General features: G+C 74.9%; 16 protein-coding genes. 5 read left to right on the top strand and 11 right to left on the bottom strand.

What is annotated here, in order from left to right; translation table 11 throughout:
• Positions 1-45: 45 nt before the first annotated feature.
• The 9 genes from KV381_RS34340 to KV381_RS34305 form a co-directional block, all read right to left on the bottom strand.
• Positions 46-1,509, bottom strand: a complete 1,464-nt coding sequence (locus KV381_RS34340) for a nitroreductase (protein WP_373461183.1) — start codon at positions 1,507-1,509, stop codon at positions 46-48.
• A gap of 685 nt (positions 1,510-2,194) precedes the next feature.
• Positions 2,195-3,562: a YcaO-like family protein gene (locus KV381_RS34335; protein ID WP_218787353.1), complete on the bottom strand. Its 1,368-nt coding sequence runs from the start codon at positions 3,560-3,562 to the stop codon at positions 2,195-2,197.
• Complete coding sequence (locus KV381_RS34330) at positions 3,559-5,235, bottom strand: CocE/NonD family hydrolase (protein WP_218787035.1); 1,677 nt, start codon at positions 5,233-5,235, stop codon at positions 3,559-3,561. Before KV381_RS34330 ends, KV381_RS34335 begins: the two co-directional genes overlap by 4 nt.
• Complete coding sequence (locus tag KV381_RS34325) at positions 5,232-6,221, bottom strand: hypothetical protein (RefSeq protein WP_218787034.1); 990 nt, start codon at positions 6,219-6,221, stop codon at positions 5,232-5,234. Before KV381_RS34325 ends, KV381_RS34330 begins: the two co-directional genes overlap by 4 nt.
• A 168-nt stretch (positions 6,222-6,389) precedes the next feature.
• Entirely contained in the window at positions 6,390-6,524 is a 135-nt protein-coding gene (amiA, locus tag KV381_RS36820) for a streptamidine family RiPP (RefSeq protein WP_240805756.1), read from the bottom strand.
• Positions 6,525-6,604: 80 nt separating this feature from the next.
• Positions 6,605-7,522, bottom strand: a complete 918-nt coding sequence (locus KV381_RS34320; RefSeq protein ID WP_218787033.1) for an ABC transporter ATP-binding protein — start codon at positions 7,520-7,522, stop codon at positions 6,605-6,607.
• A 72-nt stretch (positions 7,523-7,594) separates the two neighbouring features.
• Positions 7,595-8,590, bottom strand: coding sequence for a FecCD family ABC transporter permease (locus KV381_RS34315; RefSeq protein WP_373461223.1), 996 nt, complete (start codon positions 8,588-8,590; stop codon positions 7,595-7,597).
• A gap of 77 nt (positions 8,591-8,667) precedes the next feature.
• Complete coding sequence (locus KV381_RS34310) at positions 8,668-9,837, bottom strand: iron ABC transporter permease (protein ID WP_218787032.1); 1,170 nt, start codon at positions 9,835-9,837, stop codon at positions 8,668-8,670.
• Entirely contained in the window at positions 9,834-10,814 is a 981-nt protein-coding gene (locus KV381_RS34305) for an ABC transporter substrate-binding protein (RefSeq protein WP_098027170.1), read from the bottom strand. The genes KV381_RS34310 and KV381_RS34305 overlap by 4 nt, the downstream gene beginning before the upstream one ends.
• Positions 10,815-10,962: 148 nt before the next feature.
• Between KV381_RS34305 and KV381_RS34300 the strand changes: the two genes are divergently transcribed.
• Positions 10,963-12,258 carry a hypothetical protein gene (locus KV381_RS34300; protein WP_218787031.1) on the top strand — a complete coding sequence of 432 codons (1,296 nt, stop codon included), beginning with the start codon at positions 10,963-10,965 and terminating at the stop codon, positions 12,256-12,258.
• Positions 12,259-12,376: 118 nt separating this feature from the next.
• Here the strand turns inward: KV381_RS34300 and rpsN are convergent, their stop codons facing one another.
• Together rpsN and rpmB are read right to left on the bottom strand one after the other, a co-directional pair.
• Positions 12,377-12,682: a 30S ribosomal protein S14 gene (rpsN, locus tag KV381_RS34295; protein ID WP_218787030.1), complete on the bottom strand. Its 306-nt coding sequence runs from the start codon at positions 12,680-12,682 to the stop codon at positions 12,377-12,379.
• The gene (gene rpmB / locus KV381_RS34290) at positions 12,682-12,918 is read right to left on the bottom strand and encodes a 50S ribosomal protein L28 (RefSeq protein WP_030633778.1); all 237 of its coding nucleotides are present in this window, start codon (positions 12,916-12,918) and stop codon (positions 12,682-12,684) included. Before rpmB ends, rpsN begins: the two co-directional genes overlap by 1 nt.
• Positions 12,919-12,988: 70 nt before the next feature.
• On the opposite strand from rpmB, the gene rpmG reads away from it, so the two are divergent.
• From rpmG to rpsR, 4 genes are all read left to right on the top strand, one after another.
• Complete coding sequence (gene rpmG, locus KV381_RS34285) at positions 12,989-13,153, top strand: 50S ribosomal protein L33 (protein WP_003964410.1); 165 nt, start codon at positions 12,989-12,991, stop codon at positions 13,151-13,153.
• Between the two features lie 53 nt (positions 13,154-13,206).
• The gene (locus KV381_RS34280; protein WP_030081831.1) at positions 13,207-13,461 is read left to right on the top strand and encodes a type B 50S ribosomal protein L31; all 255 of its coding nucleotides are present in this window, start codon (positions 13,207-13,209) and stop codon (positions 13,459-13,461) included.
• Complete coding sequence (locus KV381_RS34275) at positions 13,458-14,612, top strand: GTP-binding protein (protein ID WP_218787029.1); 1,155 nt, start codon at positions 13,458-13,460, stop codon at positions 14,610-14,612. Before KV381_RS34280 ends, KV381_RS34275 begins: the two co-directional genes overlap by 4 nt.
• A 112-nt stretch (positions 14,613-14,724) precedes the next feature.
• Complete coding sequence (gene rpsR, locus KV381_RS34270) at positions 14,725-14,973, top strand: 30S ribosomal protein S18 (RefSeq protein WP_030633775.1); 249 nt, start codon at positions 14,725-14,727, stop codon at positions 14,971-14,973.
• Positions 14,974-15,026: the final 53 nt, after the last annotated feature.

The raw sequence follows: 15,026 nt of genomic DNA, 5'->3' as shown, positions 1-15,026 counted from the left end.
GACGGGTCGGAGGTTGGTTTTCGGCCGTGTGACCAGAGCTGCGGACTACGGAGGTGAGGCGGGCTGCGGTGTACTCGGAGGTGCCGAGCCGCCACCACCCAGGGCCAGACCGTGCACGATCCAGTCGCGTCCGGGGGTGTCGCCGAGCGCCGCGCCCAGGTCGGCCTGCTGCCAGGAGCCGATGGGGCGTGAGCGCAGGCCCAGTGCGGTGGCGTGGGCCTGGGCCGCGCCGACCGCGTATCCGGCGATGAGGTGGCTGCTGCGCACCGCGGCCGGTGGCGCGTCCTCGGGGCAGCCGTGGGCGAGCAGTACCGCGCCCGCTGTGCCGACCCACTGCTGGCGCGCGGCCCAGTGCGCGAGGGTGGGGCGCGCGTCGCCGGAGGCGCGGACGCCGAGACCGTGGCGGCCGGGCACCGACGCGTACAGGGCCGGGGCGGGGCCTCCGGCCGCCGCGGTCCAGGCGGGTCCGGCGGGGTGTGCCGTCCGCGCGGTGGCCAGGATCCGGGCGAGCAGGTCGTTTCCGGGCGGGTGGTTCAGGTCGCCGGGCGGGGCGCTTCGGCGCGCTTCCAGGACGTCGTCGGTCACCGGCTTCGGGCGCGCGGCCGGGTGCCACGTACCGCCGGTCGGCTCGGGGGCACGGGCGATGTGGTCCAGCAGGTGCCGTGCGGCGGCGAGTTCGCGGGGCGGGGCCGTGTCCGCACCGGGTAGCGGCGCAGGGGCCGCACCGTGAGGCAGGGCCGCCCAGGCACTCAACGCCCCTCCGCGGTCCGCCGACCGGCCGCCCCGGCGCACCAACCGGACTACCGCCAGGGGCAGTTCCGGCTCGGTGCCGGGCCAGGCGTCCTGCCAGTCCGGGGCACGGGGCAGTCCGGCGGCGGCGGACAGCAGGGCGGCGTCCGCGTCGAGGCAGACCCGGACGTCGAGGGCCGGGGACGCGGCCAGCGCCAGCGCGGCGGCGGCGTGTCCCGTGTCCAGGAGCAGCAGCGGCCAGGCCCGGTGACCGTAGTGGGCGACGGTACGGGACGCAGCCACGGTGAGGACGACGAGCGCGCCCCGGGGCACGTCGGCGGAGGCCGGGCCGCGCGGGTGGGCGCGGTGCGTGCGCGGGTCGTAGGCGTAACGCCCGGGCGGCAGCGAGCAGCCCGGACCGAGCAACAGGTGGGCGCGCACCGGGTGGAGGGCGCCCGCCGAGGGAACGGATCGCAGTCTGCCGGGTGTTCCGGTGGGCGCGGCAAGGGACAGCCGCAGCACGCGGTCGAGGTCGATCGAGCCCTCGGCCGTGGCTCCGGTCCCGGCCACGGGCAGCCCCTGGCCGTTCCACGGGAACGGACGCTCCGGAACGTACGGGGAGAGGGCGGGGACACGCGATGAGCGGGCGTCCGCAAGCGCCTGGCGCAGGAAGCCCGGTGCGGCGGGCCGGGCCCCGGTGGCGACGTCGCTACCGGAAGCCGGCCTCTTGGCCCGGGCCGGGTGAGGGGCGTCGGGCGGCGTGGCGGTCGGGCCGGTCACGCGGGCAGCAGATGGCACGGCGGGCTCCCCTGGAACGTGGGCGGTGGTCCGTGCGGCATGCACTCCGGGGCCGCCCGTATCGGGCCGCGCGGAACGTGTTCCGGGTGCGGGCGGCACAGCGCGCACGCCGGAGGGAGGCAGGCCGCGCGGCGCGGCAGATGTTCCGGAGGCAGATGCGACAGGACACGCGGGAACCGGTCCGACGGCAGGGGCGACAGGCGAAACGGCGGGCGCCCCCGGAGCCGGCAGGCCCGGCGGCGTGACCCGCACCCCGGCAGCCCGCACGTCGGGCGGCGCGACCCGCACCCCGGGAGCGGGCACGGCGGGCGGCATGGCACGCGCCCCGAGGGCGTGCGCGGTCGGCCGTGCCGACTCGGGTCCGGCCACGGGAGCGCCAGGCAACGCACCGAGCGTCCCGGGAACGGACCCCGTCGGCCCGACCGCGCACGCCCCGGCGGCGGGAGCGACGGGCGACACACCGGGCGTCCTCGGAACGGACCCCGCCGCCCCTGCCCCGCACGCCTCCGCCGCGGGCGCGTCCGGCAGCTCGGCGCCCGCCCCGGGAGCAGGCGGGTCAGGCTGCACGGCAGGCGTCGCCGAGGCAGGTGCGGTGGGCTGCGCGACGCCTGCCCCGGAAGCAGGCGCGGCGGTTCGGTCCGGTGTGTCGGGCATGGGCCACGCTCCTTCACATGTGCGGTGGTGGGGCGAGGGTGAAGTCCTCGGGGCCGGCCGGGGGCCGGGATCGCCACCCCCGGGCGAGCGCCGCGTCCGCGAAGCGCGGGCAGCCGAAGTAGCCGAAGGCCGCAGGTGCGTTGGGGATCAGGCCGGAGACCAGGACGCGGGCGACGCGCAGTGTGGTCTCGGCGACGTCCTCCGTGGTGAGGTCCGCGGTGATCACCCGGTGCCCTCCGGTGGCGAGCGCGGCGTCCAGCGCCGTGCGGCTGCCGGGAGCGATCCCGGTGACGGGGACGACGCCGAGCGCGGGCTCGGTGAACCGGCGGGCGAGCGGGGCCATCCGGTCGTCCAGCCAGACCTGGACATGGGCGCCGAGGTCCCGGACGGCCGCGAACTCGGGCCCGCAGTCGTCGAGATAGCGCCGGTCGGCGCGGTGATCGAGGTAGAGGCCGCGGGCCAGCATGCCGGCTTCCACCGCCCGGTACACCCAGCCGTCGGCGTCCACCGCGCCCTGCGTGAACACCCACGTGTGCACGGCCTCCAGCACGGCCTTGCGGGCCGCCTCCGCCGGGCCGTACCGGCAGGCGAACCCGGCCGCGTGGATGCCGCGCCCGGGATCGTGCACGAGAGCCGCCACGCACGGGGCGAACTCCGAGGGCATCTCCACGATGTGCACGTCCAGACCGCAGCCGGCCAGGTCCTCGGTGAGTCCGGGAACGCTCGCCGGGTCGATGCCCCGGGTGGGTCCGTCCAGGTGCCACCACAGCTCCAGCGCGTCCCGCTCGACGACTTCGAGGAGCCCGCGCTCGACGGCGTCGTCCAGGCCCTGTCCGGTGGCGATACCCGCGTAGTTGAGATGGTGGGTGCGGGTCAGCGAACGCAGGTCGCCCTGACGCCAGTTGAGGTGGGTCAGGGCGACGGGCGCCCAGCACGGCTCCCCGTCCTCGACAGCCCTGGTCCACAGCACCGGTGTGTCGTCGGTGAGTTCGGCGTACGGGAATCCCTGCCGGCCGTACTGCCAGGGGGCGTACGCCGGCAGCGCGCCCGGCCCGTAGAGGCGGTGGCCCTCGGCGGCGAGTTCGGCGGCGGTGGCCCGCCGGGGCTCCTGCGGGTGGCCCGGTGGCGGGAGGCGGTTGCCGCAGTAGCGCTCGACGGCCTCGGCCACCGCGGCGATCCACGCGCCCCGGGGGTCGCCGAACGTCGTGCCGAGCGAGACCCGGTCGGCGGGCCACGCGCCCAGACGGCGGGCGTCGGCGACGTCCGCGGTCATCGCGGTGTAGCGGGGCGGCGCGCCCGTGGGGTGTTCGACGGGTGCGACGTCCCGGATGATCCCGGTGACGGGATCGACGAGGGTTTCGATGGGCAGGGCGCTGGTCAACGGCATATCTCCGGTACGGGCTCGACGTAGCGGCGTCGGGCGACGACGGGCAGGTGGAGGGCGCTGCCCCGGGGGTTCACGGTGCGGTGGGAAGTGACGAGCCGGGTGGCCGTGACCGGGTCCTCGCCGGTGTGCGGGTTACGGGCGTGGGCGGGGAAGTGGTGTCCGGCGATCTCGGCCCGCAACCGGGTTCCGGCGGGCAGTCGACGGCCCAGCGTGCCGAGCGGCACGGTGATGTCCGCGGCTTCACCGGGCGGGCCGGTATGCCGGACGATGCCGAAGGCGAGCGGATCCGCGCGGCCGGACGGGTCGAGTGCGGTGAGGCGTACGGCCCAGTCGGCACAGGGGGCGTCGGCCGTGGCGTTGACCCGGGCGACGGCGGCTCCCACCAGGTCGAGCGGGCGCGGCAGCGGCGGCGAGAGAAGCAGACAGCGGTCGGCGCGGTCACCGCCGGCCGGGACGGCGAGGTCGTCGGAGCGCACGGGGCGGTCCGGGTCGGCGCTGAACTCGGCGCCGTGGAGCAGTCGCAGGCCGGTGGGCGAGTCGAAGGGCCAGGCGACGGTGCGGACCGGGGCGGCGTCCGGGGAGGGGGCGGGCGCAGCGGGTGGGACGCGTACGGGGACTGCGGCTTCGGCCGTGGCGCGGGACGCGGCAACGGTGGCGACCGTGCGGCGGTCGCGGTGGCCGTCCGGCGACGGAGGCCGGGGAGCGCTGCGCGCCCGCGTGCTGTGCCAGCGCCCGCTGTCGCCGAGGGCGATGACCCCGTGCCGCGTCGGCTCCAGCTGTCCGGCGAGTGCGGCGCGGGCCCACCGTACGTACAGCGCACCGAGGTTGACGCGGGCGCGGGCCGGGACGGCCGGGTCGGCGGCGAGGCGGTGACCCCAGGGACCGAGCAGCAGCCGGGACGGGCCGCCCCAGGCGTGCCACAGGGCCACGGTGTCCTCGGCGAAGGGGTCACGGGTGCCGCCGACGGCGAGCAGCGGAAGACGGGCCGCGGAACCCTGTGCGACGATCCGGCCCCGGCTCCGGTCGGCCCAGAGCCGTGGCCAGGAGGGCAGTTGGCGCCCCAGGTCCTCGGCCAGCCGATCCGCCAGGCGGGCGATCGGAAGGTGTTCGAGCAGCCGGGGGTCGTCCGCCAGGGCACGGGCCAGCGCGTCCGGGTCGGAGTCGCGGCGGTCGCCGTGGGCCGCCCACCAGCCTGCCCGGGCCCACAGCCGCTCCGGGCCGCCAGGCTCGCGCGCCGTCTCGGTGAGCCCGAGCGCGGGGACGGCGGCGATGACGGCATCGGGGACTCCGCCGAGAAGGGCTCCGTCGGCCGTGGCCAAGGCGGTGACGAGTGCGCAGTGCGCCGCGTAGGAAGCGCCCGCGGCGACCACCTCACCGCTGCTCCAGGCCTGCGCGCGCACCCACGCGACGGTGGCGGCGCCGTCGGCCATCTCGTGGCCTCGGTACGGGTGCCACTCCCCCGGTGATCCGTGGCGGCCGCGTACGTCCTGGGCCAGGGCGGCGAATCCGTGGGCCGCCCAGCCGCGCAGCTCGGCTCGGTGGGCGTCACGCCCGTAGGGGGTTCTGATCACGACGGCGGGCCGGGGGCGCGTCCCGTCCGGGAGGCATACATCGGTGGCGAGCGCGATGCCGTCGGGCGTGGGGACGTACACGGTACGGGTGTTCACCGGCGTGCCTTCGCGGTCCCGGCCTCGGCGTGGGCCGTCACCCGTGTGGGGGCGGGCAGCGGTGCGACGTCCGGGACGGGGAAAACGGGGTGCTCGGTGACGGTGAGATCCCGCAGGTCGATCCGGCGCAGCCGACGGCGGGGCGGGAGACGGGTGGACCCGCCCGGCCCTACCGAGGCTCCGGCACCGGCACCGGCACCAGTTCCGAGTGGGGCACCGGCACCGGCTTCGGCTTCGGCTTCGGCTTCGGCTTCGGCTTCGGCTTCGGCCCAGGCGAGCAGATCGGCGGTGAGGAGCCCGGCGATCAGGGCGGCGGAGGCCTCGGTCGGGTGCGGTCCGGTGTCCGGGGTGCGGTGTCCAGCCCAGTACGCGGCGAGTTCGCGATGGGCGGCGGTGGCCGCGAGTCTGCGGAGACGGACGTGCCGGGCGGTGACGTCACCCGGGGCCGAGGCCAACGGCTCGGTCCAGACGTGAGCCCCCTCGCGGTGGCACCGCAGCCAGGCGATGCCTTGCCCGGGCAACCGGTCCGCCGTGTCCCAAAGCCCCTCGGGTACGGGCGAGTCGAGGCACCACACCACGGCCACGCGTCCATCGGCGCTCCGGCCCGAGGTCGCCCCGGCCAGTTCCGCCACCCGGTCCGGGGTGGTCTCGTGGACCTCGGCCCCTTCCGCCCCGGCGCAGCGCGCCACCGGAACGGTGAGCACGGGGTCGCCCAGGACGTGGACGGTACGACCGGCGAGCGGGGCCCGGGGCGGTGCGGCCACCGCGTGTCCGCCCTCCTCGAACGCCTCTATGAGCCGGGTGAGTTCAGCGGTGTGCGCACCCTCTTCCGGCGCCTCCTCCCCCACCAGCCGGCGCACCAGGGTCCCGGCGTCGACACCGCCGGTGTCGATGCGCAGGAACTCCCCTCCGGAGGTCCGGAGCACGGGGCCGGCTCCGGGGGCGGTGACGATCCCGGTGCCGGGAGCGAGTCGACTGCGGGTCACGGGATCCTCCGGTGCGGCGGGACGGGATACGGAATGCGGGCGGGTACGGGGTGCCTCGGAGAGACGGGGAACGAGGCAGCGGGGTGAAGGGCGGGCCCGCCCGGGAGTCACCGGGCGGGCCCGCCCCCGCGCTACGCGGGGAAACCTGCCGTCAGCGGCAGGCTTCGCTCACTTCTCGCCCGCGGTGTCGGCCTCGACGGCGTCGTCGAAGGGGTTCTCGACGAGGGCGTTCGAGTGGGTGGCGGACAGGTGGGCGAGCTGACCCTGGTCGGCGATCGGGCTGAACACCTTGTTGTTCTCCATGAGTTGGAGTCTCCATTCGGTCGGATCGGATGGGTGTGAAGCACGGCGTTGGTGCGTTGGTGCGTGCCGCAGCACAGACACTAATGAATATGATTTTCATTCCGCAATACCTGGAGCGGTTCGAGAGGGTGATCTGGGTAACAGACGGGCCAGCCACCCTCGCTGTCGATCCCCACCCGGCCGTCCACGCCCAGGACTTCGGCCAGCAGCTGCCGGGTGACCACCTCGGCCGGGGGCCCGTCGGCGGCGACGCGGCCCTCGCGCAGCGCGACGATCCGGTCGGCGAACCGGGCGGCGTGGTTCAGGTCGTGCAGCACCATCACCACCGTCAACCGGCGCTCCGCGCGCAGCCGTACGACCGTCTGGAGCACCTCCAACTGGTGCCGCAGATCGAGATAGGTGGTCGGCTCGTCGAGGAAGAGCACGCGGGCGTCCTGGGCCAGCGCCATGGCCAGCCGCACCCGTTGGCGTTCGCCACCGGACAGCGCGTCCACCGGCCGGTCGGCCCAGGCGGTGACGCCGACGTCCGCGAGCGCCCGGGACGTCACCTCGTCGTCGCCCTCCCGCAGCATCCCCAGCGGCCCCCGGGCCGCATAGCGCCCTTGCCGCACCAACTGACGTACGGTCAGCCCCGGTACGGCCGGAGCCGATTGATGGAGCAGGGCGACGCGTCGGGCCGCGGTGCGGCGGGGCAGCCGGGCCACGTCGTCGCCTTCGAGCAGGACACGGCCGCCGCTCGGGGTCAGGAGTCCTGCGGCGAGTTTGAGGAAAGTGCTCTTGCCGCATCCGTTCAGCCCGATCAGGGCGACCAGTTCGCCGGCCCGGATGCTCAGGTCCACCCCGCGCAGCACCCTGCGCCCCGGGTAGCCGAAGGTCAGCCCTTCCGCCCGCACGACATCCGGACCGGGCTCCGCACCGGACTCCGCCCGGGATTCGACACCCGGGCCGGGCTCCTTCGCCGGGCTCGTGTCCACTTGTTCCGTCAGGCCTTCCGGCATGCCGCTCTCCTCATCGCTGTACCCCTGTTGTTCCGTCCGCGCCCACGTCCATGGCGCCCTGCCGGACCGTCGTCATCGCTCGTCCGCCCTCCGCCGCGCCACGACCATCAGCAGCGCCGCCCCCACAAAGGTGGTCAGGGCGCCGACCGGAAGGGTCAGCCGGTCCGCCTCCAACGCCGTGGCCAGCAGCCGGGACAGCAGCTGGGCGGCGGCGTCCGCCCCGCACACCACCGCCGCACCGAACAGCGCGGCGCCCGGGAGCGTGATGCGCAGGTCCGCGCCGAACACCGCCAGCGCCAGATGCGGCACCAGCAGCCCCACGAAGCCGAGCGCGCCCACCGCCGAGACCGCTCCGGCCGTCAGCGCCACCGCGCACACGAGCGCCGCGCCCCGTCCCCGGCCGGTGGCCAGACCCGCCGCCGCGGCCTGTTCGTCGCCGCAGCGCAGCAGGGTCAGCGGTCCGGCGAGCAGCCAGGCGGCCGCACCCCAGAAGGCGGCCCACGGCCAGAGCAGATTCCAGTGCTGCCACACACGGCCTTCCGTGGAGCCGATCAACCACTGGACGACGCTGCCGAGTTCACCGGGAGCCACCAGGAGGACGACGGCGGTGAGTCCGGCGAGCACCGCGGACACCAGGACCCCGTAGACAGCGGTCTGTTCCGGGTCGCCCCGGTCCCGCCCGGCGAGCAGCCACAGCAGTCCCGCTCCGGCGAAGCCGCCGACGCAGGCCGCCACGACCACGGCCGTCGGGGACTCCCAGCCCGCGAGGCCCAGGCCGGTCGCGGCCACCGCGCCGAGCACCGCACCGGGGGTGACGCCGGTGACCTCGGGTCCGGCCAGCGGGTTGCGCAGGGCCGACTGGAGCACGAGCCCGGCCACTCCGAGGCAGGCCCCGGCGACCAGCGCCACCAGCAGGCGGGGCAACCGCAGTTGGAGCACGATGTGCTCGGCGGTGGGGTCGTCGCCGGCCCCGAGCAGCACGGCCCGGACGCCTTCGGGGGTGACGCCCCGACCGGCGAAGAGATCCGCGCAGGCGACCACCGCGACGAGCACCACCAGGCCGCCCATCCGGACGCCCGGCGCACGCAGGGCGCGGCGGGCCGGTCCGGGCACGGCATCCACGGCATCCACGGCATCGAGAAGAGTCATCGTTCCGCCTTCCGCAGGACGGCGCCGGGGACGTCCTGCGGACCCCTCGGCGCGGACGGGATCCCCGGCGCGGACGGACCTCCCGGAACGGGCGAACTCCCCGATACGGACCGGCCCACCGGCACGGCCGCGGTCCCCGGTTCGGGCGAACTCCCGGCCGCGGACAGGGCCTCGGGCCCCGGGTCCCCGGCCGGCCGCCTCCCCCGTTTCAGCAGCACCACTCCGACCGGCACCCCGACCAGGGCGGTCCACGCGCCGACGGGCGTTTCGACCGGAGCCAGGGCCAGCCGGGCCGGCTGGTCGGCGCAGAGCACGACGATCGCGCCGCACACCGCCGACCGCACGAGCCACCCGGCCGCGCCACCGTCCGGGCGGAGACGGCGGGCCAGGTGCGGGGCGAGGAAGCCGACCCAGGCCACCGGACCGCAGACCGCGACGACGGGGGCGATGAGGACGACGGCGATGCCGAGCGCGGCCACCCGCGCCCTCTCCACCCGTACGCCCAGCGCACGGGCGTCGTCGTCGCCCAGCCGCAGCACCCCGAGCACCGGCACGCACAGCACCAGCGCCGGGACGGCCACGGCGAGCCAGGGCAGCAGACCGGTGACGTCGTCCCAGGTGCGGGCGGACAGACTGCCCAGCAGGTAGCGGTAGATGAGCTGGAGGTCGAGCTGGTCGGCCATGACCATCAGCACCAGCAGTCCCGCCTGGAGCGCGGCCGCGACGGCGGCTCCGGTCAGCAGGACGGCTGACGGACTCCGTCCGAATCCGGCGGCGACCAGCGTGAGCAGACCGCCGATCGCCGCCCCGGCCAGGGCGAGGAACGGCTGCAGCCCCAGCGGGACGGACAGGGCCAGGACCAGCGGGGCCGCGACGCCCAGGGCGGCGCCGGAGGAGACTCCCAGCATCTCCGGCACGGCCAGCGGGTTGCGCAGGGCCTCCTGGAGGACGAGGCCCGCCGCGCCCAGACAGGCGCCGGCGAGCAGGGCCAGGACCATGCGGGGCAGCCGCAGTTCGGTGACGACGAGCCCCGCGAGCCCGTCGGACCCCAGTGTCGCCGGGAGCCTGGCGGGTGGGACGTACGGCGTGCCGAGGCTGAGCGCGCAGACGGCGCTCGCCAGGGCCACCGCGCCCAGGCAGAGCAGCGCGACGGGCGGACGCCTCACCGCAGTGCGGCCGTCGCCTCGTCGAGGACGACGCCCAGGGACCGGGTGCCGCGCCCCTTGGCCCACACCTCGGAGTCGACCTCGATGACCTTGCCGTTCTTCACGGCGGGGATACGTGACCAGAGGGGGTTCTTCGCCAGCTTGTCGGAGAGCTTGCCGTCCGGGGCTCCGAAGGACAGGGTCTCCACGAACAGGACGTCGACGTCCCGGGCGAGGATCTCCTCCAGGCTGTAACTCCCGTCCACGCCACGGCTCTTCCACGGGTACTGGGAGATCTTCGGGAACAGCCCGGCCGCCACGTCGGTCTCCGGGGTGGCCACGCCGAAGTTCTCGTCGCTGCCGTAGACGATCAGCGCGGTCTTGTCGCTCTTGCGCTTCTCCGCCTCCGCCAGGCGGGTGCGGAAGGTCTTCTCGGCCTTCTCGCCCTGTTCGGTGCGGCCGGTGAGCGCGGCGAGGTCCCGCAGATAGCCGACGCTGTCCTGCCAGGATCCGGGCTGGACCGGCCAGAAGGTGGTCGCGCCCTTCAGCGCGGGGGCCAGCTTGCCGTGCGTGTCCTCCAGGCCGATCACCAGGTCGGGCTTGTGGGAGAGGATCGCCTCGACCTCGGGGCTGAGGAAGCCGCCGGGCACGACCGGCACCTCCGCCGCCTTCGCCTCGCCCAGGAACTCCGGGTGCGCCAGCACCTGGGAGTTGGTGGCGGTCGGGGTCATGCCCAGCTCGACGAGGATGTCGTCGCAGAGGGCGACCAAGCAGACGATCTTCTCCGGCGGCTTCGGCAGGGAGACCGTGACGCCCTTGACGTCGGTGATCCGGGTGGCGGCCTCGATGGGCCGCACCTCCGTGCTCGTACGGGCTCCGGCACCGGCCGCCGCGGCCGGCTTCCCGGTGTCGGCGTTCTCCGTCCCGCAGCCGGCCAGCAGGCCGCCCAGTACGGCGATCGCTGCCCAGCGTCGGACTCTCAGCGCGGTTCGTGGCATCGGCGGTCCCTCAACGTTCCTCTGTGGTCCCGGGGATGCGGCAGTGGCGGTGGAGCCCCGGGAGCATCCCCGCCACAAGCCGAAACCTTACACATGATTATCATTTCCAATAAAGTCAGCGCGTTCCCGCCAATGCCAGGAGTTCGCCATGCCGCATCCCCACCCCCGCCCCCGCACCCCCCGGCCCTCGCCGCGGACGCCGCCGCGTCTCCTGGTCTCCGACCATGTCGCCGGGCGGATCAGCCTGTTGGACCTTCCGGACGGCACCGAGCGGGCGGTACTGAACCACCGGCACCTCGCCGAGCACGCGGGCTTCCTCGCCCTGCCGGACGACCTGATCGCCTGCGTGGACGACCGGGCGGGTGAGCTGCTGGTCCTCGACCCCTACGGCCCCGGCGCGGACCGGCCGCTGGTCCGGCGGCGGATACCGGTCGCCATCCCCGCCGAGCATCTGGCGGCGGCCCCGGGCGGCCGGCAGCTCGCGGTGACCACCGGCCTCGGCCGCAACGAGGAGGCCTGGACGGGACTTCTGACCGCCGTCGACCTCGACGCACCGGACGGCGCCGTCGCCGTACGCGTACGGGGGCGGACCGGCGAGCCGGGCGTCACGGTCCTCGGCGGACCGTCCCCGCTCGTGGTGCTGCGCCACCGGGAGCCGGGCGAACTGCTGGTCCACCGGCACCGCGACCTGATGCGCTCGGCCTCCGCCTGCCCGCCGGCGACCCCGGTCCGGCGGATCGCCCTGCCCGACGACGACGGACACGGCGATGCCCACGACCCGCTCACCGGGCGGATGTTCGCCGCCGCCGGCTCGGGGGTGCATCGCGCGCGGCGGAAGGGGGACGACCTCGCGCCCGAGGCTCCGCTGTCCTGGTCCGCCGACGGCCGGTCCGGCGGGCGCGGCTACTACCTGCGGCTCGACCCCGTACGCCGCATGCTCTGGTCGTGCGTGCGCGGCGGTCCGGGTGACCCCGGGCAGTGGCCCGACTGGTCCAACGACGCCTGGTGGCACCACCTCGACACCGGCGTCACGGGGAGGCTGGACCTGGGTCCGGGGCTGGTCTTCCGGCTCGCGGTGACCGCCCGCCACATCGCGTACACCCGGGTCCACCCGGACGGCGACGAACTCATCCTGCTCACCGCACCCCCGGTCGCCGGATCCCGCCCGGCGGTGAGCGCGCGGCTGCCCCTGCCCGCCATGTCCGGTGCGCCCCGGCCCGGCGGCACCCCCTGGGACGGAGTGCAGCGGCGGGCCGTCGCCGCCTCCCCCGGCGGCGGCCTGGTCGCGGTCAGCCGCGGTGGCCACGGCGAGGTCCACCTCTTCGACGCGGACCGGGCGGCGCGGGTCACCACCCTGACCGTCCCGACCCCCCTGGACGACGGCGGCCACCTCGCCCTGCTCACCCCCGGGGACGGAGCGCACGCCGATCCGGTCGGCCGCTGAGCACGACGCCCCGGGTGACAGCGCGGGGAGAACGGGTGGTGGCGCGGCGGACACCGTCGCGCCACCACCCGCCGCGCCCGACTCGCTCAGCCCCGCGTCACCGGGAAGGCGGCCGGCGTCACCAGGAGGACTTGGTCACCCCTGGCAGGAATCCCGCGTGGGCCTGTTCGCGCATCGAGACGCGGGAGAGGCCGAACTTACGCAGATACCCTCGGGGCCTGCCGTCGACGCCGTCCCGGTTGCGGACCCGGGTGGCACTGGCATCGCGCGGCTGACGCCGCAACTCCTCGACGGCTGCGGCCCGTTCCCGCTCCGGCGTGCCGGACCGGCGGATGATCTCCTTGAGCTCCGCCCTGCGCGCCGCGTACCGCTCGACGGTCGCCCGACGGCTGTCGTTCCGTGCGATCTTGCTCTTCTTCGCCATCAGACCTTCCCTCCCCGCGCACGGATGCGCGCGACCGCGGCTTCGATGCCGATGCTGTCGATCGTCTTGATCGCCCGGGCGCTCAGCGTGAGGCGCACATAGCGCCCCTCACCGGGCAGCCAGTACCGCTTGCGCTGGACATTCGGGTCGAACCGGCGGGATGTCCGGTGGTGCGAGTGGGAGATGTTGTTGCCGAATCCCGGCTTCGAGCCGGTCAGTTGGCAGTGGGCGGACATGAACGTTACCTACCTCTCCTTCGACGCATCCATTATTGAAAATGGAAACCATTGCCATATAGTAGCGCCCATGGCTCGCAACGAAGTACGCCCGGTCATCAAGCTCCGCTCCACCGCGGGGACCGGCTACACCTACGTCACCCGCAAGAACCGGCGGAACGACCCCGACCGGATGGTGCTGCGCAAGTACGACCCGGTCGCCCGCCGCCATGTCGACTTCCGCGAGGAGCGCTGAAGCTCCCGCTCCCCCGACGCCCGACCCAGAAGCACACCCCCGAGGACACCGCCATGAAGCCCGGAATCCACCCCTCGTACGGCCCCGTCGTCTTCCGCGACAAGGCCGCCGACTTCGCGTTCCTGACCCGTTCGACGATGACCAGCGACCGCACCGTCGTATGGGAGGACGGCAACACCTACCCGGTGGTCGACGTGGAGATCTCCTCCGCGAGCCACCCCTTCTACACCGGGACCGCCCGCGTCCTGGACACCGCCGGACGCGTGGAGCGCTTCGAGCGCCGTTACGGACGCGGTGCGGCCCGGTGAGCGGGCACCGCGCGAAGCTGCCCGTCGTCATCGTCTGCGGTCTGCACTCCGAGGCGCGCCGCGATGTGGTGGAGGGGCTGCTGCGGGAGGTTCCGCACAGCGTCGCGCTCCATCACGATCTGGCGACGGCCACCGGCGGAACGGTCCGCCGCTCGCTGCGGGACGCCGGGGGCGAGTTGGCTTCCGGCGAAACGCCGCTGGTCAACGAATGCGCCTGCTGCGCGCTGCGCGAGGACCTCGTGCCCGAACTCGAACGGCTCGCGGAGGACGGGGTGACCCGCCTCGCCATCGTGGAGCTCTGGGACTCCGTCGAGCCGAAGTCCATGGCCGAGGTGATCGCCGCGCACACCACCGCCGCCGAGGTGACCAACGTGTTCGCGGCGGTCGACCCCACCCTCGTCCTGCCCTGCCTCTCCAACGGCGACGATCTCGCCGAGGCCGGGCTCGCGGCGGCGCCCGGCGACCGGCGGACCGTCGGCGACACCTGGGCCCGGCAGGTGGAGTACGCCCCCGTCCTCGCCGTGGCGCCGAGCCCGGCGGCCGACGACGAGGACCGTGCGCTGATCCGGCAGCTCCATCCGACGGCACGTCAGGCAGCGGCCGGTTCGGCGGAGTTGGCCCGTCTCGCGTTCGCCGGTTTCGATGTGGAGGCGGCGGACGCGGGGCAGCACCCGGCCTGCGCCCTGCTGCCGCAGGAGGCGGAGGAGGCCGGGGTGGGCACGCTCGTCTGGCGGCGGCACCGGCCCTTCCACCCCGAACGCCTCCTCGACGCCCTGGAGGACCTGAGCTGCGCCGCGGCCCGCAGCCGGGGCCGGTTCTGGCTCGCGGACCGGCCCGACACGCTCCTCTCCTGGGAAGCCGCGGGCGGCGCGCTCTGCGTGGAGAACACCGGACCCTGGCTCGCCTCGCTCCCGGACGCCGCCTGGTCCATGGTGCCGCCCTACCGGCGGGCCGCCGCCGCGCTGGACTGGCACCCCGAGCACGGCGACTGCTGCCAGCACCTGGTCTTCGTCTCCCCCGGCCTCGACCGCGACGGTCTGACCGGGCTGCTGGACTCCTGCCTGCTCACGGACGAGGAATACGGCTCCGGGCGGGAGGCGTGGAAGAGCCTGCCCGCCGCGTTCGACGCGCTCCTCGACCCGGTCCACTGAGCCGGACCGTATCGCCCGCGCAGCGAAACCACCGAAGCAACCCGGGCAACCGAACACGCCGCCCCGCCGGACACCCCGAACATCCCGAACACATCGAGCACGAGGAAGACTCATGGCCCGTCAGCAGGACCCCCGCAAGCCGCTCAAGAACCGGCCGAACCCCCTGGACGCCGCCAGGATCACGTACATCGACTACAAGGACACCGATCTGCTGCGGCGGTTCATCTCCGACCGGGGAAAGATCCGCAGCCGGCGGGTCACCCGGATCAGCGCCCAGCAGCAGCGACAGATGGCCGCCGCCATCAAGAACGCCCGCGAGATGGCCCTGCTCCCGTACACGGGATCCGCGGCAGCCAAGTAGCGCGTATGCCGCCCCGCCCCCGCCCCCGGGATGCGCCCTGCGGCGGGGGCGCG

Source organism: Streptomyces sp. WY228 (assembly GCF_019287315.1).
GTDB classification, from domain to species: domain Bacteria; phylum Actinomycetota; class Actinomycetes; order Streptomycetales; family Streptomycetaceae; genus Streptomyces; species Streptomyces caviscabies.
Note: the sequence above shows the minus strand (reverse complement) of the source record. Positions and strands in the feature narration are given on the sequence as shown.